Genomic DNA, 23,105 nt, shown 5'->3' on the forward strand with positions numbered 1-23,105 from the left:
GTCCATTGTGGGAGCGGGCTTGCTCGCGAAGGCGTCTAAGCTGCGCCACAAATCCAACATCCAGAAACAATTGAGCAGCCCAAAGGCTGCTCAATAAACTGTTCCCGTTACGTATACGTCACCCTGCCCTGTGGCGTTTCACCACGGCATGATGCCATCACGCTACTCACCTACACACTTTCCCGCCGATCAAGCAGCGATCCATCTTGGTGCATCGATCATTTCGACGCCCTTTCCTGGATCATTATCCAAGGCGAAACCACCACCGCCCACAGCGTTGGATCACGTTCCAGAAAATCCAGCGCCCGCGTTTCAGACAGCTTGGCGAGCTGCCCGGCGGCCAGCCAGGCGGCGACTTTGTCGCCTTCGTCCTGGGCGACGGCCTCGGCGGCGGCGATCAAATCCAGCGCCGGCTCGACCCACAATAGGGCACCCTTGGCAAAGAACGGTTCCAGCTCTTTCCAGGTGATCGATGCGGTTTCACCAAGCAGCTTGGCATAGAGGGTGCTAGGTTCTTGATTCATGGGAACTGTCCGGAGAAGAAATCGGCGCGAATGATAACGTCGGTGGTCTGGCAGAAAAACCCGGTAGCAATTGGAGTACGGATTGAAAAGCTCAGGAAAGCCAAGGGATTGCCGATTTGACCGGACGATCAATGCCGCTATCCTGTCTTTTTCTTTCAATAAAGCGACACCCTCCGGTTTTGCCCTCGAGCGCCAGCTTCCCTTGCCAACAATGGGCGCTCTACACTGTACCGGTACAGTTGCCGGGGGCATTTTCCGCGAGGATATCCGATATATCCGACCCGGTTCTGCTGCTACGGCGCCAGGACTATAAAAACTACAACAGTATGAGTGGAGCACTATGACTAAGGCTACTAAGCAGATTTCGAAACTGTTTGCCACTATGGTTCTGGCCGGGGTTGCCAGCCATTCCTTCGCCGCCGACACCATCAAGATCGGCATCGCCGGCCCCAAGACCGGTCCGGTGACTCAGTACGGCGACATGCAGTTCGTGGGTGCGCATCAGGCCATCAAGGACATCAACGCCAAGGGCGGCGTCGACGGCAAGATGCTCGAAGCCAAGGAATACGACGATGCCTGCGATCCTAAGCAAGCCGTTGCCGTGGCGAACAAAGTGGTCAACGATGGCGTCAAGTTTGTCGTCGGTCACCTGTGCTCCAGCTCCACCCAGCCTGCGTCGGACATTTACGAAGACGAAGGCGTGATCATGATCACCCCAGCGGCCACCAGCCCGGACATCACCGCCCGTGGCTACAAGCTGGTCTTCCGCACCATCGGCCTGGACAGCGCCCAGGGCCCTGCCGCCGGCAACTACATCGCCGACCACGTCAAGCCGAAAGTCGTTGCGGTCCTGCACGACAAGCAGCAATACGGTGAAGGCATCGCTTCGGCGGTGAAGAAGACCCTGGAAGGCAAAGGCATCAAAGTGGCCGTGTTCGAAGGCCTGAACGCCGGTGACAAGGACTTCTCCTCGATCATCCAGAAGCTCAAGCAGAACAACGTCGACTTCGTCTACTACGGCGGCTACCACCCAGAGCTGGGCCTGATCCTGCGTCAATCCAAGGAAAAAGGCCTGAACGCCAAGTTCATGGGTCCGGAAGGCGTCGGCAACGACTCCATCTCGCAGATCGCCCAGGACGCTTCCGAAGGCCTGCTGGTGACCCTGCCGAAGTCCTTCGACGCCGACCCTGAGAACAAGGCCATCGTCGACGCCATCAAGGCCGACGGCAAGGATCCAAGCGGTCCGTTCGTGTTCCCGGCCTACTCCGCCGTCGAACTGATCGCCGAAGGCATCAAGGCCGCCAAGAGCGATGACACCGCCAAGGTCGCCGAAGCGATCCACAAAGGTACCTTCAAGACCCCAACCGGCGCGCTGTCGTTCGACGACAAGGGCGACCTGAAGGACTTCAAGTTCGTGGTCTACCAGTGGCACTTCGGCAAGCCAAAAACTGAAGTTTCCCCTCAGTAAGCCAGGCGTTATTGGACAACAAGCCCACTGTGCAAGCAGTGGGCTTTGTTTTACGAGGTTTATGGGCCAGGCACCCGCGATCCGGGCGCTGGCTCACCTGAAAATCTTAAAACCGTCACCAGCGGTTCGCTGGCAAACGCCCCGTGCAAATGTGCTCAGAGAACACAGCCCCGGGCCGGAACATGACTCCACCAGTGAAATGCGTATCGGGTTTTTAGGAGCGCTGTAATGCCTGAGATCTATCATTTTTTCCAACAGCTGGTTAATGGCCTGACCATTGGCAGCACCTATGCCTTGATAGCCATTGGCTACACAATGGTCTACGGCATCATTGGAATGATTAACTTCGCCCATGGCGAGGTCTACATGATTGGTTCCTACGTCGCCTTCATCGCCCTTGCCGGGCTGGCCATGCTGGGCATCCACTCACTGCCGTTGTTGATGACCGCCGCGTTCCTGGCGTCGATCGTCGTTACCAGTGCCTTTGGCTACAGCATCGAACGCGTTGCCTACCGCCCCTTGCGCAACAGCAACCGTCTGATCCCGCTGATTTCCGCCATCGGCATGTCGATATTCCTGCAGAACACCGTCCTGCTGTCACAGGACTCCAAGGACAAGTCCATCCCCAACCTGATCCCGGGGAGTTTCTCCTTCGGCCCGGGCGGCGCGGAAGAAGTCCTGATTTCCTACATGCAGATCCTGGTCTTCATCGTGACCCTGGTCGCCATGCTCGGCCTGACCCTGTTCATCTCCCGTTCCCGCCTGGGTCGCGCCTGCCGTGCCTGTGCCGAGGACATCAAGATGGCCAACCTGCTGGGCATCAATACCAACAACATCATCGCCCTGACCTTCGTCATCGGCGCCGCCCTGGCGGCGGTCGCGGCGGTACTGCTGAGCATGCAGTACGGCGTGATCAACCCGAACGCCGGTTTCCTGGTGGGCCTCAAGGCCTTCACCGCGGCGGTATTGGGTGGCATCGGCAGTATTCCGGGCGCGATGCTCGGTGGTCTGGTGTTGGGTGTAGCCGAGGCGTTCGGTGCCGATATCTTCGGCGACCAATACAAGGATGTGGTGGCGTTCGGTCTCTTGGTCCTGGTCCTGTTGTTCCGGCCGACCGGCATTCTGGGCCGTCCGGAGGTTGAGAAAGTATGAACAAATATCTTCGACAAGCGCTGTTCAGCGCCTTGCTGGTCTGGGCCGTGGCCTTCCCCGTCCTCGGCCTGAAGCTGAGCATCGTCGGCATCAACCTTGAAGTGCATGGCACCGGCCCGCTGACGCTGTCCGTCATCGCCCTGTGCTCGGTGCTGATGTTCCTGCGGGTGCTGTTTACCCGGCAGGTCGCCACCCTGATGCGTTCCGACCGTGGCCCGCTGGTCTCGCCCAAGGTCAGCCAGTTCCTGACCCTGCCGCGTACCCAGCGCACCATCATCATCGGCCTGATCGTGGTCGCGCTGATCTGGCCGTTCTTCGGCTCCCGGGGCGCGGTGGACATCGCCACGCTGATCCTGATCTACGTGTTGCTGGGCCTGGGCCTGAACATCGTGGTCGGCCTGGCCGGCCTGCTCGACCTGGGCTACGTGGGCTTCTACGCAGTGGGCGCCTACAGCTACGCCATGCTGTCGCACTACTTCGGCTGGAGCTTCTGGATCTGCCTGCCGATCGCCGGGATGATGTCTGCCACGTTCGGCTTCCTGCTGGGCTTCCCGGTGTTGCGCCTGCGCGGTGACTACCTGGCCATCGTGACCCTGGGTTTCGGTGAGATCATCCGCCTGTTCCTGCGCAACCTCACCGACCTCACCGGCGGCCCCAACGGCATCAGCAACATTCCCAAGCCGACATTCTTCGGGCTGAGCTTCGAGCGCTCGGCGGCCGAAGGCATGCAGACCTTCCATGAGTTCTTCGGGCTGACCTACAACCCGGTGAGCAAAGTGGTGTTCCTGTACCTGGTCGCCTTGTTGCTGGCCCTCGGCGCGCTGTTCGTCATCAACCGCCTGCTGCGCATGCCCATCGGCCGTGCGTGGGAAGCCCTGCGTGAAGACGAAATCGCCTGCCGTGCATTGGGTCTCAACCCGACGGTGATCAAGCTCTCGGCCTTTACCCTCGGCGCCTCGTTCGCCGGTTTCGCTGGCAGCTTCTTCGCCGCTCGCCAAGGCCTGGTCACCCCCGAATCGTTCACCTTCATCGAGTCGGCGATCATCCTCGCCATCGTGGTGTTGGGCGGGATGGGTTCGCAGCTGGGTGTGATCCTGGCGGCGGTGGTGATGATCCTGTTGCCCGAAATGATGCGTGAATTCAGCGAATACCGCATGTTGATGTTCGGCGCCCTGATGGTGCTGATGATGATCTGGCGTCCTCAAGGTCTGCTGCCTATGCAACGCCCCGAACTTAAACTTAAGAGCGGAGCCGCATAAATGAGCCGCGAGATCCTTAAAGTTGAAAACCTGAGCATGCGCTTCGGCGGTTTGCTGGCCGTCAACGGCGTCGCCCTGACGGTAAAAGAGAAACAAGTGGTGGCCCTGATCGGGCCGAACGGCGCGGGCAAGACCACCGTGTTCAACTGCCTGACCGGTTTCTACCAACCCACGGGCGGCAGCATCCTGCTGGACGGCGAGCCGATCCAGGGCCTGCCAGGGCACAAGATCGCCCTCAAGGGCGTGGTGCGCACCTTCCAGAACGTGCGGTTGTTCAAGGACATGACGGCGATCGAGAACCTGTTGATCGCCCAGCACCGTCACCTGAACACCAACTTCCTGTCCGGCCTGTTCAAGACCCCGGCGTTCCGCAAGAGCGAACGCGAGGCCATGGAATACGCCGAGTACTGGCTGGAAAAGGTCAATCTCAAGGAGTTCGCCAACCGTACCGCCGGGACATTGGCCTACGGTCAGCAACGTCGCCTGGAAATCGCCCGCTGCATGATGACCCGTCCGCGGATCCTCATGCTCGACGAACCGGCCGCCGGCCTGAACCCGAAGGAAACCGAAGACCTGAAAGCGCTGATCAGCGTGCTGCGCGAGGAGCACAACGTCACCGTGCTGCTGATCGAGCACGACATGAAGCTGGTCATGAGCATTTCCGACCACATCGTCGTGATCAACCAGGGCACGCCCCTGGCCGACGGCTCGCCGGAACAGATCCGCGACAATCCTGAAGTGATCAAAGCCTACCTGGGGGAAGCGTAAATGCTGCAGTTCGAAAACGTTTCCACCTTCTACGGCAAGATCCAGGCCCTGCACAGCGTCAACGTCGAAGTCCGCCAGGGCGAGATCGTGACGCTGATCGGTGCCAACGGTGCCGGTAAATCCACCCTGCTGATGACCCTTTGCGGTTCGCCCCGGGCCCACAGCGGCAGCATCCGCTACATGGGTGAGGAACTGGTGGGCCAGGAGTCGTCGCACATCATGCGCAAGAGCATTGCCGTGGTGCCGGAAGGTCGTCGGGTGTTTGCCCGGCTGACCGTGGAAGAAAACCTCGCCATGGGCGGTTTCTTCACCGACAAGGGCGATTATCAGGAACAGATGGACAAGGTGCTGCACCTTTTCCCACGCCTGAAAGAGCGTTTCAACCAGCGCGGCGGCACCATGTCTGGAGGCGAACAGCAAATGCTCGCCATCGGCCGGGCGCTCATGAGCAAGCCCAAGCTGTTGCTCCTGGACGAACCCTCCCTGGGCCTGGCACCGATCATCATCCAGCAGATCTTCGACATCATCGAACAACTGCGAAAGGATGGCGTGACGGTGTTCCTGGTTGAGCAGAACGCCAACCAGGCGCTGAAAATCGCCGACCGCGCCTACGTGCTGGAAAACGGCCGGGTGGTGATGCAAGGCACTGGCGAAGCCCTGCTGACCGACCCGAAAGTGCGCGAGGCGTACCTGGGCGGTTGAGTTTCGTAGCAGTAAAAAAACGGCCTTCGGGCCGTTTTTTTTTGCGCAGTTCTCAAGTGAATTACCCTTGTGGCGAGGGAGCTTGCTCCCGCTCGGTTGCGCAGCAACCGCAAAATCTCGGGGCCGCTTCGCAGCCCAGCGGGAGCAAGCTCCCTCGCCACAGGCTTCAGCGACATTCAAAAAAAATCATCTTCCCGCTGTAACACTTCTCCATGCCGTTTCTCTAGTAGGGCAAGCAAGCGCAATTTGCTTGTTCAACCCAAGCTCGAATCGGAGAAACACCATGACCGCTACAACCCGCACCCTGTCCGCCACCGCCCTGGTCCTGGCCCTGGGTTCTGCCCTGAGCATCGCAGCCGTATCGACCGCCCATGCCGCCGACGACAACATGGAAAAATGCTTCGGTGTCGCCATGAAAGGCCAGAACAATTGCGCCGCGGGCGCAGGCACCACCTGTGCCGGCACGGCCAAGATGGACCACCAGCCCAACGCCTGGAAGCTGGTCCCGAAAGGCACCTGCGTCACGACCGAAAGCAAGACTTCGCCCACCGGTTTCGGCCAGCTCGAAGCGTTCAAAGCCAAGTCCTGATCGTCTCTGCCTGAGGCCCGCCGCCATGTTGGATTCCTCTTCCCCCACCCCAGACAACCGGCTGCCGCCAAGGGCCGGGCTGGGACTCAAGAGCGAGCATGTTCGTGAAGTACTCCAGACCCTGCCGGACCTGGGGTTCTTCGAAGTGCACGCGGAAAACTACATGGTGGCCGGCGGGCCGCGTCATCACTTCCTGGGGCAGATACGCGAACAGTACCCGTTGTCGCTGCACGGCGTCGGTCTGTCGATCGGTGGGGAGGGGCCGCTGGATGTCGCGCACTTGCAGCGCCTGGCCGTCCTGATCGAGCGCTATCAGCCCCAGTCCTTTTCCGAACACCTGGCCTGGTCCAGCCACGGCCCGGCGTTCCTCAATGACCTGCTGCCCCTGGCCTACGACGAGAGCACGCTCGCCCGCGTCTGCGAACACGTCGACCAGGTGCAATCTCACCTCCAACGCCAGCTGCTGTTGGAAAACCCGGCGACCTACCTGGCGTTCGAAGCCTCGACCCTCGACGAGCCGCACTTCATTGCCGAGGTTGTGCGCCGCACAGGCTGCGGCCTGCTGCTGGATGTGAACAACGTCTACGTTTCGTGCATCAACCACCGCCGCGATCCACTGGCCTACCTCGACGCCCTGCCCGTGCAGGCCACAGGGGAAATCCACCTGGCCGGCTTCGCCGAAGACACCGACAGCCTGGGCGAGCGCCTGCTGATCGACGATCACGGCGCGCCCATTGACAACGAAGTCTGGCAGCTTTACCTCAAGGTACTGGAGCGGACCGGGCCGGTGGCGACCTTGATCGAACGGGACAACCACCTCCCGGCCTTGGCGGTGTTGCTGACCGAAGCGCGTCAGGCTGATCGACTCTTGAACAGTGCAGGAGCCCGGTCATGAGCGGCCAGGGCGAATTCGCCGCCGCCCTGCTCGATCCGCGCAAGGCCTGCCCACCCGGCCTGGCCTGCCCCCAGGGCGTCGACCCGCAGCGCCGCTTCGCGGTGTACCGTAACAACGTGCTCAGCTCATTGGTCAACGCCCTGGCGGATAACTACCCGGTGGTGGCGCAACTGGTGGGCGAGGCATTTTTTCGCGCCATGGCCAGGGTCTATGTCCAATCGACTGCGCCGCAGAGCCCGGTGATGAGCGGCTACGGCGACGACTTCGCCGGGTTCATCGAACGCTTCGAGCCCGCCGCCAGCGTGCCCTACCTGGCGGACGTCGCTCGACTGGAATGGCTGCACATGCAAGCCTGGCACGCTGCCGATGCTGAACCCATGGCGGCCGCACGGATCGTGGAAGTGTTGTCGTCCCCCACGCTTGCAGAACATCTGAAAATCGGCCTTCACCCGTCCCTGAGCCTGCTGCGATCGCCCTTCGCCGTGGTGACGATCTGGGGCGCCCATCAGCACGAGACACCCGTTCCGTTCGACACGTTTACCGAGCAGAACGCCCTGGTGCTGCGCAGCGATCTCGACGTCGAGGTGTTGGCGATCAGCGACGCTGCCTATGGGTTCATCTCCTGCCTGCAAGCGGGGCTGTCCCTGACGGCGGCCATTGCAGCCTCACCCGACGTCGACCTGGAACACACCCTGGCCGGGCTGATCCGTCACCAGGCCATCACCCACCTCTTACCTGAACAGGTATGCCCATGAACGCCCTGATTACCGGTTTCATTCAATGGCTGGAGAAAATCCCCCACAGCCTGATCGCCTTCGTCGCACGATTTTCCATTGCGGCGGTGTTCTGGAAATCCGGCCAGACCAAGATCGAAGGCCTGGCCATCGACCTGTTCGACGGCACGTTCCAGATCGGCCTGCCGCATCTGGCGGACGCCACCATTCCCCTGTTCAAGAGCGAATACGCCTTGCCCTTGCTGTCGCCGGAACTGGCCGCGCACCTGGCAGCCACCGCCGAGCATGTGTTCCCGGTCCTGATCCTGCTTGGCCTGGCGACCCGCCTTTCAGCGCTGGCCCTGCTGGGCATGACCTTGACCATCCAACTGTTCGTCTACCCGGACGCCTACCCGACCCACGGCACCTGGGCTGCGGTATTGCTGTACCTCATGGCCCGTGGGCCGGGGGCGCTGTCCCTCGATCAGCTCATTGCCAGGCGCTATGCGCAGTTCAGTGTTTGACCTCAATCCCTTGTGGGCGAGCCTGCTCGCGATGGTAGAGGATCAGCTTACATCGATGTTGGATGTGCAGACGTCATCGCGAGCGAGCTTTGCTCCCACGCAGATCAGTGTTGGTCACCCCAATACACCACAAACACAAATTCCTGTGGGAGCAAAGCTTGCTCGCGATGGCGATGGATCAGCCCACATCGATATCGGAGCAAGCCCACCCCACATCAATGAAGCCGATCCAACGCCTCGCCACTGCGCTTGAACCAGTCGATCAAATAGTCGGCCAGCACCTGGGTTCGTTTCGGCAAGCCGCCCTGATACGGATGCACCAGGTACATCGGCATGCGACGGGTCTGGAAATCCCGCAGCAACCAGCGCAAGCGCCCGTCAGCCAATTCCTCGTTGAGCAGGTACGACGGCAGCCGGGCGATGCCGGCGCCGGCCAGGGCGGCTTTTTTCAGCAAGCTGTAATGGTTGCTGGCGAAGGGGCCCGAGACGCGAACGCGCAACAGTTCATGGCGCTGGTGATACAACCACTCCTCCCGGCCGCTGTAATGGCTGTTGAGCAGGCAACGGTGCTCCGCCAAGGCCTGGGGACTTTCAGGCTCCCCATACTGCTCAAGGTAAGCCGGGCTGGCGCAGGTCATTTCGTGCCAGGCCAACAAAGGCCGGGCCACCAGCCGCTCATCGATGGCGGCGTCGGAGCGGATCGCCAGGTCGAAGCCATCGCGGGATAGGTCACGATAGCCATTGTTGAGTTCCAGTTCGATCTGCACGTCGGGGTAGACGCGGGCAAATTCCGTCAACAGCCCTTCAAAGAAGGTTTCCCCCAACGAAACCGGAACCGTCATCCGCACCGGTCCGCAAATGTCGTCCTTCAAGCGGGCCAAGGCCTGACGCGCCCTTTCCACCTGGGTCAGCAGCGCCTGGGCCTGAGGCAACAAGGCCGCACCCGCCGCCGTGAGGCTCAGGCGCCGCGTGGTGCGTTGCAGCAACACCACGCAAAAGCGCTGCTCCAGCAAGCTGATGCGCTTGGACAATTGCCCCTTGCTGCACCCCAATTGCTGCGCCGCCAACGTGAAACTGCCGGCCTCGATCAACACGGCGAACGCCGCCAGGTCATCCATTTCGCTCACTGGATTGTTTCCAATTGAAAACCAAAGGTTGCCCATTAGCGCGCTTATCAAGAAAAAAAACCACTCTAGACTGATACCTCGTTCAATCCACTTGAGGAGCAACCCATGAAAATCCTGTTGATCGGCGCCAACGGCACCATCGGTTCGGCCATCGATAACGAGCTGTCACCGCGCCACGAGATCGTCCGCATCGGCCGCCACAGCGGTGAATTGCACGTCGACATCAGCGACAGCACGTCGATCCGCGCCCTGTTCGAAAAAACCGGCGGTTTCGATGCACTGGTCTGCGCAGCCGGCAATGTCACGTTTGCCCCCCTGGCTGACATGACGGCAGACAGCTTCGCCCTGGGCCTGAAGGACAAGCTGATGGGCCAGGTCAACCTGCTGCTGATCGGTCGCGAATACGCCAACGATGGCGCCTCCTTCACCTTGACCACGGGCGTGCTCAGCCATGACCCGATCAAGAACGGCGCCTCGGCTGCCCTGGTCAACGGCGCCCTGGACAGTTTCGTGCGCGCGGCGGCCATCGAGTTGCCACGCGGGATGCGGGTCAACTCGGTCAGCCCGAACGTGTTGCTGGAAGCCATGGACAAATACGCGCCTTACTTCCGCGGCTACAAACCCGTTCCCGCAGCGGATGTGGCATTGGCCTACGCCAAGAGTGTCGAAGGCCTACAGACCGGTCAGACCTTTCATGTAGGCTGACAGCCCTTGTGGTGCAGGATCAGTCTGAGTAACGTGGCGGCACTTGTCTGGAGACCCAAAGATGCGCGCCGCCCGTTCCCTGCTGTTCGTTGCCCTTCTGCCGCTGTTCGCCGGTTGCCAATTGCTCGATGGCCCCCGCCAAAGCGCCTCCCATGCCGGCCAGACGCGTATGCAGGGCGAACTCACGGCGGCCGATGGCAAGCTGGTCTTCCAGCCCTGCCAGGAGCAACGCCGCTACATTGTCAACGACAGCGGTAACACCAGCGTGCTGCAACAAGCGGCCAGTCTCGCCAATGACCAAGGCAAGCTGTTTGCCGACGTGCGCGGGCGCATCGTCTCCAGCGCGGCAGCCGGCACCGACAGCCAATTGGACCTGGCGCAGTTGTATCGCCTGGAACGTTCGGGCGCAGCTTGCGACGACCCGAACTTCCGGTTGATGGTCCTGCGCGCCGCCGGCCATGGCCCGGAATGGAGCCTCAAGGCCAACGGCAAGGGGCTGGTGCTGGAGCGCGAGGGCCAACCGCCATTGGCGGTGCCTTATCTTGAAGAACAACTGGGCGACGGCCGCTTCAACCTCAGCACCGAAGCCAACGGCCAGAAGGTCGACCTCTGGGTCGCATCCCAGCGTTGCGTCGACAGCGTCACCGGCAGCGTGCAGCACATGAGCGCCGAGCTGCGGGTCAACGGCCAGGTTCAGCGCGGCTGCGCCTACTTCGGCGGTGCGCGCAACGATTGAGGCGACGGACGCCCTTACCATGAGTCTTTGTGGCGAGGGGATTTATCCCCGCTGGGCTGCGTAGCAGACCCAAAAAGGTGAAATGCGACCTACCTGGCACGCCGCAATGGCAGGTTTTAGGGTTGCTTCGCCCCCCAGCGGGGATAAATCCCCTCGCCACAGATCCACACGTCCCTAAATAAACAGCATTGCGCCACAGACTCCGGATTGCGGCTTATAATCGCCGGTTTGAAGAACGCCTTGGCGCAGTTGTGCGCCCCGCGAACCGGATCCCGTCATGTTACGAATCACCGAACTCAAGTTGCCGCTCGACCATCCCGAAGAAGACCTGCGCGCGGCCATTGTGCAACGCCTGGGCATCGCCAGCGATGACCTGCTCGACTTCACCTTGTTCAAGCGCAGCTACGATGCGCGCAAGAAATCCTCCGAACTGTGCTTCATCTACACCATCGACCTGACGGTGCGCGATGAGGCCAGTGTGCTGCGCAAGTTCGCCGATGACCGTAACGTCACCGAAGCGCCGGATGTCAGCTACAAGATGGTCGGCCAGGCACCGACGGACCTGAGCGAACGACCGATCGTGGTCGGTTTCGGCCCGTGCGGGATCTTCGCCGCGATGCTGCTGGCACAGATGGGCTTCAAGCCGATCATCCTCGAACGTGGTCCCGAGGTGCGCCAGCGCACCAAGGACACTTGGGGCCTGTGGCGCAAGAATGTGCTCAATCCCGAGTCCAACGTGCAGTTTGGCGAAGGCGGCGCGGGAACGTTTTCCGACGGCAAGCTCTACAGCCAGATCAAGGACCCGAAGTTCCTTGGCCGCAAGGTGCTGCACGAATTCGTCAAGGCCGGGGCTCCGGAAGAAATCCTCTACGTCAGCAAACCGCACATCGGTACATTCCGTCTGACAGGCGTTGTGGAAAACATGCGTGAGCAGATTCGCGCCCTGGGCGGTGAAGTACGCTTCCAGCAGCGGGTCACCGACGTGTTGATCGAGGACGGTCAACTGGTCGGCGTCGAACTGGCCAGCGGCGAGCGGATTCATTCCCGCCACGTGATCCTGGCCCTGGGTCACAGCGCCCGGGACACCTTCCGCATGCTCCACGGTCGTGGCGTGTACATGGAAGCCAAGCCGTTCTCGGTGGGGTTCCGTATCGAACACCCGCAGTCGCTGATCGACAGCGCGCGCCTGGGCAAATACGCCGGCCACCCGAAACTCGGTGCCGCCGACTACAAGCTGGTGCATCACGCCAAGAACGGTCGTTCGGTGTACAGCTTCTGCATGTGCCCGGGCGGCACGGTGGTGGCAGCGACGTCCGAGCCGAACCGTGTCGTGACCAATGGCATGAGCCAGTATTCGCGCAATGAACGCAACGCCAACTCCGGCATCGTCGTGGGCATCACCCCGGAAGTCGACTACCCGGGCGGCCCGCTGGCCGGCATCGAGTTGCAGGAACGCCTGGAATCCCATGCCTTCGTGCTCGGCGGCAGCAACTACGAGGCCCCCGCCCAACTGGTGGGTGATTTCATCGCGGGCAAACCGTCAACGGCACTGGGCAGCGTCGAACCGTCCTACAAACCCGGCGTCCTGCTGGGTGACCTGGCCTTGGCCCTGCCGGACTTCGCCATCGAAGCCATCCGCGAAGCCCTGCCGGCCTTCGAGAAACAGATTCGCGGCTACTCACTGCACGACGCCGTGCTGACGGGTATCGAAACCCGCACCTCGTCGCCGCTGCGCATTACCCGCGACGAATCGCTGCAGAGCCTGAACGTGAAGGGCCTCTTTCCGGCCGGCGAAGGCGCCGGTTACGCGGGTGGAATCCTGTCGGCGGGCGTGGACGGGATCCGGATCGCCGAGGCGGTGGCGCGGGATATCCTGGGCCTGAAAGCCTGACACTAACCCTTATCTGAAGGCCTGCCATCTACCTTGTGGGAGCGAGCCTGCTCGCGATAGCGGTGGATCAGCCAGCCTCTGTGCTGAATGTTAATCCGCCATCGCGAGCAGGCTCGCTCCCACAGAAGACCTCAGTTTTTCAAGCTTAGATGTTCGCCCGCAACACACTCTCCGGCAGCGCCTCACCCCGCTCCGCACTCGCCGCCACGGCCGCGATCAACCCGCTCAACTCATACCCCTGGGCCGCAAGCCACGCCGGATCGTAATACGTCGTCGCATAGCGCTCGCCACCGTCGCACAAAATCGCCACGATCGACCCCGACTCCCCCGCTTCCACCATCTGCCGGGCCACCATGAGCGCGCCGATCAGGTTGGTGCCGCTGGACCCCCCGACCCGCCGCCCCAGGCGCTGGGCCAGGTAGTGCATGGCCGCCAGCGACAACGCATCTGGAACCTTGACCATCGCATCGATCACCTTGGGCAAGAACGACGCCTCGACCCGCGGTCTGCCAATGCCCTCGATCCGCGAACCGCAATCAAGGCGCAGGCTGGCATCACCGCTGCGGTAACAGTCGAAGAACACCGAACGCTCGGCGTCAGCGCACAACACGCGGGTACGGTGCTGACGATAACGTACGTAGCGCCCCAAAGTCGCGGTCGTGCCGCCCGTGCCGGGGCTGGAAATCAGCCAGCTCGGCTCCGGATGCCGCTCGAAACGCATCTGCTGGAAAATCGACTCGGCAATGTTGTTGTTCGCCCGCCAGTCCGTGGCACGTTCGGCGTAGGTGAACTGATCGATGAAATGCCCATCATGCTCGCGCGCCAGGCGCTCGGACTCGGCGTAGATCTGCGTAGGATCGTCCACCAGGTGGCTCTGGCCACCGTAGAACGCAATCTGTGCGATTTTCTCCTTGGAGGTGGTCGCCGGCATCACCGCGATGAAAGGCAGGCCCAGCAACCGTGCAAAGTAAGCCTCGGAGATCGCCGTCGATCCACTGGAAGCCTCGATCACCGGAGCGCCGGGCTTGAGCCAGCCGTTACACAGCGCATAGAGAAACAGCGAACGAGCCAACCGATGCTTGAGGCTGCCGGTGGGATGGCTGGACTCATCCTTGAAATACAACTCGATGCCCGGCAGGCCAGGCAGAGGCAGCGGAATCAGGTGGGTGTCGGCGCTGCGCTGGAAATCAGCCTCGATGATGCGGATCGCTTCGCGCACCCACTGACGGTGGTCATTCATGGTGTGTTCTCACTGGATCGATTCGACGCGTTTGGGAAACCTGACGCGCCAGCACGGCGGTTCTCGGAAAAAACAGTCGCAAGCTTAGGAAAAAACCGACATCACGCACAGGTACAGCTAAGGTCCAATATTGCGCAGCAAACGCCCGACCGCAGGAAGACGCCCTGTTACGACATATAACAAAAAAGAATATAACTTTTGTTTTAACAACTATGGCCACGGGTTAGGGTGTGCCCACTTTCGATTCGAATCAATGGAGAGCATCTCTTGGCTCTACGTAACTCTCTGACGCGCTTCTTCCAGCTGGAGGCTGCCAGCGGCCTGCTGTTGATCGCCGCCGCCGTGCTGGCACTGGTCATCAACAACTCGCCCCTTGCCTGGCTGTACGGTGGCCTGCTGGACACGCCGGTGGTCGCGCAAGTCGGCGCCTTGAAAATCGCCAAGCCGTTGCTGCTGTGGATCAATGACGGTCTGATGGCGATGTTCTTCCTGCTCATCGGCCTGGAAGTCAAACGCGAGGTGCTCGACGGGCAACTGTCAAAGCCTTCGCAAATCGTCCTGCCGGGCGCTGCGGCAATCGGTGGCATGGTCGTGCCAGCCCTGATCTACGGCTTCCTCAACCGCGACAATCCGGCCGCCCTCGCTGGCTGGGCCATTCCGACCGCCACCGACATCGCCTTCGCCCTCGGCGTGCTGGCCCTGCTGGGCAAGCGGGTGCCGGTGTCGCTCAAGCTGTTTCTGATGACCCTGGCAATCATCGACGACCTGGGCGCCATTATCATCATTGCCCTCTTCTACTCCGGTGCGTTGTCTTCGCTGTCCCTGATGTTGGCCGCTGGCTGCATCGCCGTGCTGGTGGCGATGAACCGGATGGGCGTGGTCAAGCTCGGCCCCTATATGGTGGTCGGCCTCATCCTCTGGGTCTGCGTGCTCAAGAGCGGCGTCCATGCCACCCTGGCCGGCGTGACCCTGGCGTTCTGCATTCCGCTGCGCACCAAAAACGCCGAAAGCTCACCGCTGCTGACCCTGGAACATGCCCTGCATCCTTGGGTGGCCTACGGCATCCTGCCCTTGTTCGCCTTCGCCAACGCCGGCCTCTCACTGAGTGGTGTCACCGTCGAAAGCTTCACCCATGACGTACCGATGGGCATCGCGATTGGCCTGTTGCTGGGCAAGACCGTGGGCGTATTCGGCCTGACCTGGCTGGCGATAAAAATCGGTATCGCCAGCCTGCCCGCCGGCGCCAATTGGGGCCAGGTGCTGGGCGTGGCGATCTTGTGCGGTATCGGTTTCACCATGAGCCTGTTCGTGGGTTCCCTGGCGTTCGAGCCTGGCGTCAGCGAATACGCCGGGATGGATCGGATGGGGATTCTCACGGGGTCGATAGTGGCGGCGTTGTTGGGTTATGCGGTGACGGCGGGGGCTAGTCGTAGGCTGGCGGGGTTGCCGGGCTGATCAGATGGTGATCCTGGCTTAACCCTGTGGCGAGGGAGCTTGCTCCCGCTGGCCTGCAAAGCAGGCCCTGCATTGCTTCAGACACACCGCATTGACTGTTTTTGCGCCTGCTGCGCAGCCGAGCGGGAGCAAGCTCCCTCGCCACGGGGGAAAGTCTGGGCTTTGGCTTTGGCTTTGGCTTTGGCTTTTGATCCCAACGCCCCATCAACCACGCTGGCCGAACGCAGGCATTGCGCAGTGGGCATCCCGGCATGGAGGCCGGGATAGCCGCGCTGGGCCATGGATGGCCCTTCGCGGCGGGCCCACGGAGCAATGCCGGAGTGAGGGAACACCTCGCCCTAGGCGAGGTGCCGAGTGGTGGGGCGCAGACCTTTTGGTTACTTTTGGGGCGTTTGCCAAAAGTAACCCGCCGTAAGGGCGGAACCGCCAGCAGCCGCTACCGCAACAACGGATATACACCCCCCCCAAAAAAACGAGCAAAAAAAAACGGCGCCTCCCCTTCCAGGAAAGCGCCGTTTCTCGTACCTCCGCCCGCTTAGTGCGAAACGCGACTCGTGCCACCCACAGTGGAGATGCGCACCCGCTCACCCACCCTGAACACTTCGTTTTCCTGCACCTGCTGCACATAGGCACGCATGCTACCGTCGTCTTCACGAACAGTGATCTCAACGCCCTGGGTACGGGTCAGGCCTTCCTCGGTCGCGGAACCGAGCAAGCCACCCGCTACGGCGCCGATCACCGCGGCGACGATGCTGCCACGGCCGCCACCGATGGCGCTGCCGCCAACACCACCGACCACTGCACCGGCCGCACCGCCAATCGGGGTCTTGGTACCTTCGATCTTGACCGGGCGCAGGGATTCGATGGTCCCCATGCGAATCGTCTGCACGCGACGTGCTTCGTCACGGGAATAAGAGTCACCGGTCAGGCTCGACTGACAGCCAGTGAGCAACATCGCCATCGTGGAAAAGGAAGCAACCAGCAATACAGACTTACGCATAGAATCAGCTCCAAAAGACAGGGATCCATTAAACTCCGCAGCTTGACGCCTGTCACGGCCTCGCCGGGATAAAAGTGCTCTCATTCAGGTGGGATACAGGCACACCCGAAAAAATTCACCAAACAGTAGCGCCAATTTCAGAACCTGCACCATCGACCCAGGGGTTTTTCATGGATTATTTCATCATAATCGCGACCACCGTGGCCGGTTTGTACTTCCACTGGTGGCTGTACAGGCGCATCAAGCGCTGGGTGGACCGTGACTTGGCGCTGTCGCTGGCGGGTCAGGATGAGCAGAAAAAAGCCTACATGCTGCAACAATTGGCCCGCGCCCGTGAGCAAGGCGTCAAGCGCCGGGACCTGCCGCAATGGCTGCAAACCGCTGCGGCAGGTTATTGCAATGCTACGGCGCCAGACGCTCGCGAGTCCAGTTCGCCCGTTGCAGGCGGTAGTTGAGGCGATCGTGCAGGCGGCTCGGGCGGCCCTGCCAGAACTCGATACGCTCGGGCAGCAGGCGATAACCGCCCCAATGCTCCGGACAATGGGGTTGGCTGTCGCTGAACCGCTGCTCAGTGGCCTTGAGCAGGTCTTCCAGCTCACCGCGACCGGCAATGACCTGGCTCTGGGGTGATGCCCAGGCGCCGAGACGGCTGCCCAGTGGCCGGACCTGATAATAGGCGTCCGACTCCTGCGCGGTCACCTTCACCACCTTGCCCTCGATGCGTACCTGGCGTTCCAGGGTCGGCCAGAAAAACGTCATGGCCGCGAACGGATTTGCAGCCAGGTGCTGGCCCTTGGCGCTGTCGTAGTTGGTGAAGAAGGTGAAGCCCTGGGCATCCAGGCCCTTGAGCAGCAAGATCCGGCAGTGCGGACGCCCTTCTTCATCCACGGTCGCCAAGGTCATGGCGTTGGCCTCCACCGGGGCCTGCTCGGTCTTCACCGCGTCGGCAAACCACTGGTGGAACAATGCAAACGGCTCGGCTGGGGCTTGCGCCTCGCTCAGGCCGTCGCGGGTGTAGTCGCGGCGCATATCAGCCAGCGTTTGGGTCATGACGCACTCCTTGTGTTAGCCAATCACTGCTTGGTGGTATCGGCGGCCGCGACTTTCTTGGTATCGGTAGCGGCTTTGGCCGGTTGAGCCTTCGCCGCAGTGGTGGTCTTGGCCGGGGCTTTCCTGGCAGGCGTCTTGGCCGGCGTCTTGGCGGTGGCTTTCTTCGCCGGCGCCTTGGCCGGGGCCTTTTTGGTCGTTGGGGTCGCGGCTTTCTTCGTGGCTACTGCCGGGGCCGGAGCCACTGGCTTGACGTCCTGGGCGGCGACCATCGTCACCGGGGCAGGTGCCGGCATGTTGTACTTGCTCAGCAGCGCAACCAGGGTGTTTGCCGGGGTGACCAGCAACTCCACGCGACGGTTCAAGGCCCGGCCCTCGACGCTGTCATTGGCCGCACGCGGTTCCACCGCCCCCATACCCTTCAACATCAGGCGATCGCGTTGCAACCCGCTGAGACGGAAGATGGCCGCGACGGCTTGGGCACGCTCTTGGCTGAGCTTGAGGTTGGCCGGTGCTGCACCGGCGGTGTCGCCGTGGCCGAGGATCAACACGGCGGTTTTCGGATCGGCTTCAAGTACTTTCGCCACTTGGGTAAACGGCCCGAGGGTCACGGGCAGCAGCATGGCCGGACGGTCGGGGTTGAAGGAGCTGTCCACCGGCGCGGTGACCACCAGCGCATTATCACGGCGCGACAGTTCGAGCTTGCTGCCCTTGATGGCCGTGCGCAACTTCGGTTCGTAGTCATCGAGCCAGGCCTGGGTGACTTTCGGGTCCGGTGCAGGCGCGGCCTTGACGACTTCCTGGTCCTTGCCACCAAACGGCCACCACCAGTGCGTGGCGCCCTCTTCCTTGGCTGGCGCCTTGAGTGGCTCCTTTACCTGCGGCGCGGCAGCGACCGGCTTCAGCGCAGTGGGCGCCACCCCGTTGTCGACAATTTTTTCGGAGGAGCCGAACGGCCACCAGCCACCACCGCCCTCGGCATCGTTGTGTGGAGTTTGTGCGCAACCGGTAATCGCGAAGCACAGTGCCAGGGCGAGGGTTTTATTCGATGACATTGGATATCCACAAAATGTTGTAAATGAAAAAACAAAAGGTCAGGTTCGGTCGCATAAACAGACGCTTGGAGACTGAAAAGGGCGCCAGGTTCCTGTATTCACGCCTTCATTGGCGTTTTACAGACAAGTGGCAAGCACCCTCGCCAGGTTCTGTGCACGCGGGTCCATCAACACGTAGGGCCCGAGTGTGTTCGTCACGAAGCCGAACGCCACGTCGTGTTCCGGGTCGGCAAAACCGATGGAGCCACCCGCTCCTGGATGACCGAATGCCCGCGGGCCCAGGCCATAGGTTGCGTTCGGCACATCGGGTTGGTCGAGCATGCAACCCAGGCCGAAACGGGTCTGGGTCAATAAAGTCTTGTCCTCGCCCAGGCTGTGCTGGCGAGTCAGTTCGTCGAGCATTTCGCCTTCCAGCAAGCTGCCGTCCAACAACCCGGCGTAGAACCCGGCCAGGCTGCGGGCATTGCCATGGCCGTTGGCAGCCGGCTGCTGCATGCGCCGCCACTGCGGCTTGTTGGTGCTGGTCATGATCGACGGCGGATTGGTGAAGGCCCGCGTGGTCATCGCCGTGGGCTCGCGCATCGTTACCTGCAACAGGCGCTGGGCCGCGGCGTCGCCGACGTTGCCTTTGCCCCGGGCGATGTGGGCCACGCGATAAAACTCTTCATCGGCCAGGCCGACGTGGAAATCCAGGCCCAATGGCTTGGCAACCCTGGCCACGATCGACTCGCCGGGGCCACGCCCGTCGGCCCTGCGCAACAGCTCGCCGACCAGCCAGCCGTAGGTGATTGCGGCATATCCATGGCCTTCGCCCGGCGTCCACCAAGGGGCTTCGGCGGCCAGGGCGTCGACCATGGCTTGCCAATCGTAAAGGGCCTCGGGGGCGAGCAAATCGTGCAACGCCGGCAACCCGGCTTGATGACACAGCAGTTGGCGCAAGGTGATGGCTTGTTTGCCGGCTGCAGCGAATTCCGGCCAATACCGGGCGACCGGGGCGTCCAGCTGCAACTTGCCTTCGGCCACCAGTTGCAGGGCCGTGACGGCGGTAAACGTCTTGGTGCAGGAGAACAGGTTGGCAATGGTGTCGCTGTGCCAGGCCTCATGGCCATCCTTGTCGGCGGTGCCGGCCCACAGGTCGATCACCGTCCGGCCTCCCACCTGGATGCACAACGCCGCACCGCGCTCCTGGGGATCGTCGAACAGCGCTGCGAAGGCTTCACGCACAGCCTCGAACTGAAGCTCATAATGGCCTTGAATCTGCACCCGTAACTCCTCTCCACCGAAGACTTTTTGCATTGGCCGCATTGTTCCAGCCAATAAGGTTTTTGGGAACTGCCACAGGACGGCTGGCTCGACATCTCCCCCCTGTAGCAGGGGGATCCTGTGGGAGCAAGGCTTGCCCGCGATGGAGGCACCGCGCCTTCAGAAAGACCGTGCTGACCGAATCGCGGGCGAGCCTTGCTCCCACAAATACATTGCTTCGCTACAAAACCGCAGCAGCCTAGGAAATCTCCCGCCGAAACGGCGGCAACGCATTAAGGATCGCCTTGCCATAGCGCTGGGTCACCAGTCGGCGATCGAGCAAGGTGATGGTGCCTCGGTCTTCTTCGGTACGCAGCAGCCGGCCGCAGGCCTGGACCAGCTTGAGCGAAGCGTCCGGCACCGCGATTTCCATGAATGGATTGCCGCCACGGGCCTCGATCCATTCGGACAACGCCGCTTCCACCGGATCGTCGGGAACCGAGAACGGGATCTTGGCGATCACCACGTGCTCGCAGTAGGCACCGGGCAGGTCCACGCCTTCGGCGAAGCTGGCCAGGCCGAACAACACGCTGGAGTCCCCGCCGTCGACCCGCGCCTTGTGCTTGTTCAAGGTTTCCTGTTTCGACAGGTTGCCCTGGATATACACCTGCTTGCGCCAGTCGCGGTCGAGGCCGTCGAACACGTCCTGCATCTGTTTGCGCGAGGAAAACAGCACCAGGGTGCCTCGCGAACCCTCCACCAGCTCCGGCAGCTCACGAATGATCGCTGCCGTGTGAGCGGCGGCATCCCGTGGGTCGGCCTTGAGGTCCGGCACCCGCAGCACACCGGCGTCGGCGTGATGGAAGGGGCTGGGCACCACGGCGGTCACGGAGTGTTTCGGCAGGCCGGCACGCATGCGGAAACGGTCGAACGTGCCCAGGGCCGTCAGCGTGGCGGAGGTCACCAGCGCGCCGTAGGCGACGTTCCACAAGTTGCGACGCAGCATGTCCGCCGCCAGGATCGGGCTGGCATTGACCTCGATGTCGAACAGCGAACCGCTTTCGGCCAGGGTCAGCCAGCGCGCCATCGGCGGGTTGTCTTCCGGGTCTTCGGTGGTGAACGCCGTCCACAATTCCCAATTGCCTTGCGAGCGGGACAACAGGCTGCCGAACAGCGGGTACCATTCCTCGGCCTGGTTGCTGGCAATGCCGATGTTGACCTCGCCGTCCATGCCTTCCTTGAGCAGGTCGGTCAGGCGGGTGAACAGGTCCGTCAGGCGGGCGAAGCCTTTCTTGAGCTCGATGCCCATTTCGCGCATGTGCTCGGGAATCACCCCGCCGACAAAACGATGGCGTGGCCGCTCTCGCCCCTCGACGTCTTCGCCGGGCTTGAAGTCAGCCACCTGCTCGCAGGCGGTGAACATGAACTGCTGGTGGGTCTTGATCTCGCGCGCCAGCTCCGGCACCTGCTCGATGAACTTGCCCAGGTCGCCCGGCAGCGGGTGCTGGGCCAGCAGCTTGGTGAGGTTCTTGGCGGTGGTTTCCAACCAGTCGGCAGTGGAACGCAGCCGGGTGTAATGGGCGAAATGGCCGATGGCCTTGTCCGGCAAGTGATGGCCTTCGTCGAACACATACACGGTGTCGCGGGGATCCGGCAGCACCGCGCCGCCGCCCAGGGCCAGGTCAGCCAGGACCATGTCGTGGTTGGTGACGATCACGTCGACCTTGCCCATGCCCTCGCGGGCCTTGTAGAACGCGCACTGGCCGAAATTCGGGCAGTGACGGTTGGTGCATTGGCTATGGTCGGTGGTCAGGCGCGCCCAGTCGGCGTCTTCCAGGGTCGTGGGCCAGCTGTCGCGGTCGCCGTCCCATTTATTGCCGGCGAGCTTCTCGATCATGCTGGTGAACAGCTTCTGGCTGGCTTCGTCGACTTCGATCTTGAAGCCTTCTTCCTCGAACAGTTGCGCCGTGGCCGTCTGTGCCTGGCCTTCCTGCAACAGCATGTCGAGCTTGGACAGGCACATGTAGCGCCCACGGCCCTTGGCCAGCGCAAAACTGAAATTCAGCCCGCTGTTGCGCATCAGGTCGGGCAGGTCCTTGTAGACGATCTGCTCCTGCAGGGCGACCGTGGCCGTGGCGATCACCAGGCGCTTGCCGGCGGCCTTGGCAGTCGGGATCGCCGCCAGGCTGTAGGCCACGGTCTTGCCGGTACCGGTACCGGCTTCCACCGCCACGATGGCCGGGTCGCCGCTGCGCCGGCCTTCGTCGTCGGTGTCGATGTCCCCCAGGACCTTGGCCACTTCGGCGATCATCAGGCGCTGGCCGTATCGCGGCTTGAGGCTCTTGGCTTCGAGAAAACGCGAGTAGGCGCCCTGGATCGTGGTTTTGAGTTCAGTGCTGATCATGAATGTCGGGCGCAAGAAAACGCTGGATAAATTTTCAGTGGTTCGGATCGGCGGCTATCATACCCCGCTAATGCATCCTGCGCAGAACGGAGTAACGCAATGACACCCTTTGCCCTCGTCTACACCCTGCATTTGCTGGCGACCCTGGTCTGGGTCGGCGGCATGTTTTTCGCCTGGATGGTCCTGCGCCCCGCCGCAATCACGGCACTTGAGGGGCCGGCCAGGCTCAAGTTGTGGATTGAAGTGTTTCAACGTTTTTTTGTCTGGGTCTGGGTCGCGGTGGTGATTTTGCCGATCAGCGGCACCGGCTTGATCCACCTGCGCTTCAGCGGTTTCGAAACCGCGCCGCGTTATGTGCAGATAATGATGGGGTTGTACGTGGTGATGACGGCGCTGTTTATCCGCATCCAGGGCTTGCAACTGCCGGCATTGCGCAACGCGGTAACGGCCCAGGATTGGCCGGCGGGAGCGGCGGTATTGGGCAAGATCCGCCAATTGGTGGGGATCAATTTGCTGATCGGCTTGCTGGTGGTGGCGCTTGGCGCAGCGCGGCCGATGTTCTGAAGCGATTATTCAGCAATGGTATGCCTCCTGTGGGAGCGAGCCTGC

At 61.9% G+C, this 23,105-nt stretch carries 23 protein-coding genes; 15 read left to right on the forward strand and 8 right to left on the reverse strand.

Going from position 1 to position 23,105, the window contains the following annotated elements:
• Positions 1-218: 218 nt before the first annotated feature.
• A complete protein-coding gene (locus tag ACODSJ_RS18485; RefSeq protein ID WP_489103146.1) occupies positions 219-524 on the reverse strand; it encodes a DUF2288 domain-containing protein in 306 nt (101 codons plus the stop codon).
• Positions 525-864: 340 nt separating this feature from the next.
• Between ACODSJ_RS18485 and ACODSJ_RS18490 the strand changes: the two genes are divergently transcribed.
• From ACODSJ_RS18490 to ACODSJ_RS18530, 9 genes are all read left to right on the forward strand, one after another.
• Positions 865-1,992: a branched-chain amino acid ABC transporter substrate-binding protein gene (locus ACODSJ_RS18490; protein ID WP_489103108.1), complete on the forward strand. Its 1,128-nt coding sequence runs from the start codon at positions 865-867 to the stop codon at positions 1,990-1,992.
• Positions 1,993-2,220: 228 nt separating this feature from the next.
• A complete protein-coding gene (gene livH / locus ACODSJ_RS18495; protein ID WP_489103109.1) occupies positions 2,221-3,144 on the forward strand; it encodes a high-affinity branched-chain amino acid ABC transporter permease LivH in 924 nt (307 codons plus the stop codon).
• Positions 3,141-4,403, forward strand: coding sequence for a high-affinity branched-chain amino acid ABC transporter permease LivM (locus ACODSJ_RS18500; RefSeq protein WP_489103110.1), 1,263 nt, complete (start codon positions 3,141-3,143; stop codon positions 4,401-4,403). Before livH ends, ACODSJ_RS18500 begins: the two co-directional genes overlap by 4 nt.
• Entirely contained in the window at positions 4,404-5,171 is a 768-nt protein-coding gene (livG, locus tag ACODSJ_RS18505; protein WP_489103111.1) for a high-affinity branched-chain amino acid ABC transporter ATP-binding protein LivG, read from the forward strand.
• Entirely contained in the window at positions 5,172-5,873 is a 702-nt protein-coding gene (locus ACODSJ_RS18510; RefSeq protein ID WP_489103112.1) for an ABC transporter ATP-binding protein, read from the forward strand.
• Between the two features lie 283 nt (positions 5,874-6,156).
• Positions 6,157-6,462, forward strand: a complete 306-nt coding sequence (locus ACODSJ_RS18515) for a BufA1 family periplasmic bufferin-type metallophore (protein ID WP_489103113.1) — start codon at positions 6,157-6,159, stop codon at positions 6,460-6,462.
• A 25-nt stretch (positions 6,463-6,487) separates the two neighbouring features.
• Positions 6,488-7,357 carry an MNIO family bufferin maturase gene (bufB, locus tag ACODSJ_RS18520; protein WP_489103114.1) on the forward strand — a complete coding sequence of 290 codons (870 nt, stop codon included), beginning with the start codon at positions 6,488-6,490 and terminating at the stop codon, positions 7,355-7,357.
• Positions 7,354-8,112, forward strand: coding sequence for an HvfC/BufC N-terminal domain-containing protein (locus tag ACODSJ_RS18525; RefSeq protein ID WP_489103115.1), 759 nt, complete (start codon positions 7,354-7,356; stop codon positions 8,110-8,112). Before bufB ends, ACODSJ_RS18525 begins: the two co-directional genes overlap by 4 nt.
• Positions 8,109-8,594 (forward strand): DoxX family protein, encoded by a 486-nt coding sequence (locus tag ACODSJ_RS18530; protein ID WP_489103116.1) that lies wholly within the window; start codon positions 8,109-8,111, stop codon positions 8,592-8,594. The genes ACODSJ_RS18525 and ACODSJ_RS18530 overlap by 4 nt, the downstream gene beginning before the upstream one ends.
• A gap of 215 nt (positions 8,595-8,809) precedes the next feature.
• On the opposite strand, the gene ACODSJ_RS18535 is transcribed toward ACODSJ_RS18530, so the two are convergent.
• On the reverse strand, positions 8,810-9,721 hold the full coding sequence (locus tag ACODSJ_RS18535; protein ID WP_489103117.1) for a LysR family transcriptional regulator: 912 nt from the start codon (positions 9,719-9,721) through the stop codon (positions 8,810-8,812).
• A 105-nt stretch (positions 9,722-9,826) separates the two neighbouring features.
• Between ACODSJ_RS18535 and ACODSJ_RS18540 the strand changes: the two genes are divergently transcribed.
• The 3 genes from ACODSJ_RS18540 to ACODSJ_RS18550 all read left to right on the forward strand — a co-directional run bounded on the left by ACODSJ_RS18540 (position 9,827) and on the right by ACODSJ_RS18550 (position 13,053).
• Positions 9,827-10,426 carry a short chain dehydrogenase gene (locus ACODSJ_RS18540; RefSeq protein WP_489103118.1) on the forward strand — a complete coding sequence of 200 codons (600 nt, stop codon included), beginning with the start codon at positions 9,827-9,829 and terminating at the stop codon, positions 10,424-10,426.
• A gap of 61 nt (positions 10,427-10,487) precedes the next feature.
• On the forward strand, positions 10,488-11,162 hold the full coding sequence (locus ACODSJ_RS18545) for a COG3650 family protein (protein WP_489103119.1): 675 nt from the start codon (positions 10,488-10,490) through the stop codon (positions 11,160-11,162).
• A 277-nt stretch (positions 11,163-11,439) separates the two neighbouring features.
• Positions 11,440-13,053, forward strand: a complete 1,614-nt coding sequence (locus ACODSJ_RS18550) for an NAD(P)/FAD-dependent oxidoreductase (RefSeq protein ID WP_489103120.1) — start codon at positions 11,440-11,442, stop codon at positions 13,051-13,053.
• A 145-nt stretch (positions 13,054-13,198) separates the two neighbouring features.
• Here the strand turns inward: ACODSJ_RS18550 and ACODSJ_RS18555 are convergent, their stop codons facing one another.
• Positions 13,199-14,293 carry a PLP-dependent cysteine synthase family protein gene (locus ACODSJ_RS18555; RefSeq protein ID WP_489103121.1) on the reverse strand — a complete coding sequence of 365 codons (1,095 nt, stop codon included), beginning with the start codon at positions 14,291-14,293 and terminating at the stop codon, positions 13,199-13,201.
• A 267-nt stretch (positions 14,294-14,560) separates the two neighbouring features.
• On the opposite strand from ACODSJ_RS18555, the gene nhaA reads away from it, so the two are divergent.
• Entirely contained in the window at positions 14,561-15,748 is a 1,188-nt protein-coding gene (gene nhaA, locus ACODSJ_RS18560; protein WP_489103122.1) for a Na+/H+ antiporter NhaA, read from the forward strand.
• Positions 15,749-16,283: 535 nt separating this feature from the next.
• Here nhaA and ACODSJ_RS18565 read toward each other — a convergent pair.
• Positions 16,284-16,748 carry an outer membrane lipoprotein gene (locus ACODSJ_RS18565; protein WP_186615330.1) on the reverse strand — a complete coding sequence of 155 codons (465 nt, stop codon included), beginning with the start codon at positions 16,746-16,748 and terminating at the stop codon, positions 16,284-16,286.
• A gap of 170 nt (positions 16,749-16,918) precedes the next feature.
• Between ACODSJ_RS18565 and ACODSJ_RS18570 the strand changes: the two genes are divergently transcribed.
• Entirely contained in the window at positions 16,919-17,203 is a 285-nt protein-coding gene (locus ACODSJ_RS18570; RefSeq protein ID WP_489103123.1) for a hypothetical protein, read from the forward strand.
• On the opposite strand, the gene pdxH is transcribed toward ACODSJ_RS18570, so the two are convergent.
• From pdxH to dinG, 4 genes are all read right to left on the reverse strand, one after another.
• On the reverse strand, positions 17,151-17,798 hold the full coding sequence (gene pdxH, locus ACODSJ_RS18575) for a pyridoxamine 5'-phosphate oxidase (RefSeq protein WP_489103124.1): 648 nt from the start codon (positions 17,796-17,798) through the stop codon (positions 17,151-17,153). The two genes, ACODSJ_RS18570 and pdxH, sit on opposite strands and share 53 nt — an antisense overlap.
• A 23-nt stretch (positions 17,799-17,821) precedes the next feature.
• Positions 17,822-18,850: an OmpA family protein gene (locus ACODSJ_RS18580; protein WP_489103125.1), complete on the reverse strand. Its 1,029-nt coding sequence runs from the start codon at positions 18,848-18,850 to the stop codon at positions 17,822-17,824.
• Positions 18,851-18,967: 117 nt separating this feature from the next.
• The gene (locus ACODSJ_RS18585) at positions 18,968-20,113 is read right to left on the reverse strand and encodes a serine hydrolase domain-containing protein (RefSeq protein ID WP_489103126.1); all 1,146 of its coding nucleotides are present in this window, start codon (positions 20,111-20,113) and stop codon (positions 18,968-18,970) included.
• Between the two features lie 238 nt (positions 20,114-20,351).
• Positions 20,352-22,496 carry an ATP-dependent DNA helicase DinG gene (gene dinG, locus ACODSJ_RS18590; protein WP_489103127.1) on the reverse strand — a complete coding sequence of 715 codons (2,145 nt, stop codon included), beginning with the start codon at positions 22,494-22,496 and terminating at the stop codon, positions 20,352-20,354.
• A 99-nt stretch (positions 22,497-22,595) separates the two neighbouring features.
• Between dinG and ACODSJ_RS18595 the strand changes: the two genes are divergently transcribed.
• Positions 22,596-23,060, forward strand: a complete 465-nt coding sequence (locus ACODSJ_RS18595) for a CopD family protein (protein ID WP_489103128.1) — start codon at positions 22,596-22,598, stop codon at positions 23,058-23,060.
• Positions 23,061-23,105 lie beyond the last annotated feature (45 nt).

It is taken from the genome of Pseudomonas sp. FG6 (assembly GCF_057809015.1).

Coding starts and splice junctions, on each gene's coding strand:
- ACODSJ_RS18485 (WP_489103146.1), bottom strand. CDS start 524: ATGAATCAAGAACCTAGCACCCTCTATGCCAAGCTGCTTGGTGAAACC.
- ACODSJ_RS18595 (WP_489103128.1), top strand. CDS start 22,596: ATGACACCCTTTGCCCTCGTCTACACCCTGCATTTGCTGGCGACCCTG.
- ACODSJ_RS18510 (WP_489103112.1), top strand. CDS start 5,172: ATGCTGCAGTTCGAAAACGTTTCCACCTTCTACGGCAAGATCCAGGCC.
- livG (WP_489103111.1), top strand. CDS start 4,404: ATGAGCCGCGAGATCCTTAAAGTTGAAAACCTGAGCATGCGCTTCGGC.
- dinG (WP_489103127.1), bottom strand. CDS start 22,496: ATGATCAGCACTGAACTCAAAACCACGATCCAGGGCGCCTACTCGCGT.
- ACODSJ_RS18550 (WP_489103120.1), top strand. CDS start 11,440: ATGTTACGAATCACCGAACTCAAGTTGCCGCTCGACCATCCCGAAGAA.
- ACODSJ_RS18540 (WP_489103118.1), top strand. CDS start 9,827: ATGAAAATCCTGTTGATCGGCGCCAACGGCACCATCGGTTCGGCCATC.
- ACODSJ_RS18555 (WP_489103121.1), bottom strand. CDS start 14,293: ATGAATGACCACCGTCAGTGGGTGCGCGAAGCGATCCGCATCATCGAG.
- ACODSJ_RS18500 (WP_489103110.1), top strand. CDS start 3,141: ATGAACAAATATCTTCGACAAGCGCTGTTCAGCGCCTTGCTGGTCTGG.
- livH (WP_489103109.1), top strand. CDS start 2,221: ATGCCTGAGATCTATCATTTTTTCCAACAGCTGGTTAATGGCCTGACC.
- ACODSJ_RS18570 (WP_489103123.1), top strand. CDS start 16,919: ATGGATTATTTCATCATAATCGCGACCACCGTGGCCGGTTTGTACTTC.
- ACODSJ_RS18490 (WP_489103108.1), top strand. CDS start 865: ATGACTAAGGCTACTAAGCAGATTTCGAAACTGTTTGCCACTATGGTT.
- ACODSJ_RS18565 (WP_186615330.1), bottom strand. CDS start 16,748: ATGCGTAAGTCTGTATTGCTGGTTGCTTCCTTTTCCACGATGGCGATG.
- ACODSJ_RS18545 (WP_489103119.1), top strand. CDS start 10,488: ATGCGCGCCGCCCGTTCCCTGCTGTTCGTTGCCCTTCTGCCGCTGTTC.
- ACODSJ_RS18515 (WP_489103113.1), top strand. CDS start 6,157: ATGACCGCTACAACCCGCACCCTGTCCGCCACCGCCCTGGTCCTGGCC.
- ACODSJ_RS18530 (WP_489103116.1), top strand. CDS start 8,109: ATGAACGCCCTGATTACCGGTTTCATTCAATGGCTGGAGAAAATCCCC.
- pdxH (WP_489103124.1), bottom strand. CDS start 17,798: ATGACCCAAACGCTGGCTGATATGCGCCGCGACTACACCCGCGACGGC.
- ACODSJ_RS18580 (WP_489103125.1), bottom strand. CDS start 18,850: ATGTCATCGAATAAAACCCTCGCCCTGGCACTGTGCTTCGCGATTACC.
- bufB (WP_489103114.1), top strand. CDS start 6,488: ATGTTGGATTCCTCTTCCCCCACCCCAGACAACCGGCTGCCGCCAAGG.
- ACODSJ_RS18525 (WP_489103115.1), top strand. CDS start 7,354: ATGAGCGGCCAGGGCGAATTCGCCGCCGCCCTGCTCGATCCGCGCAAG.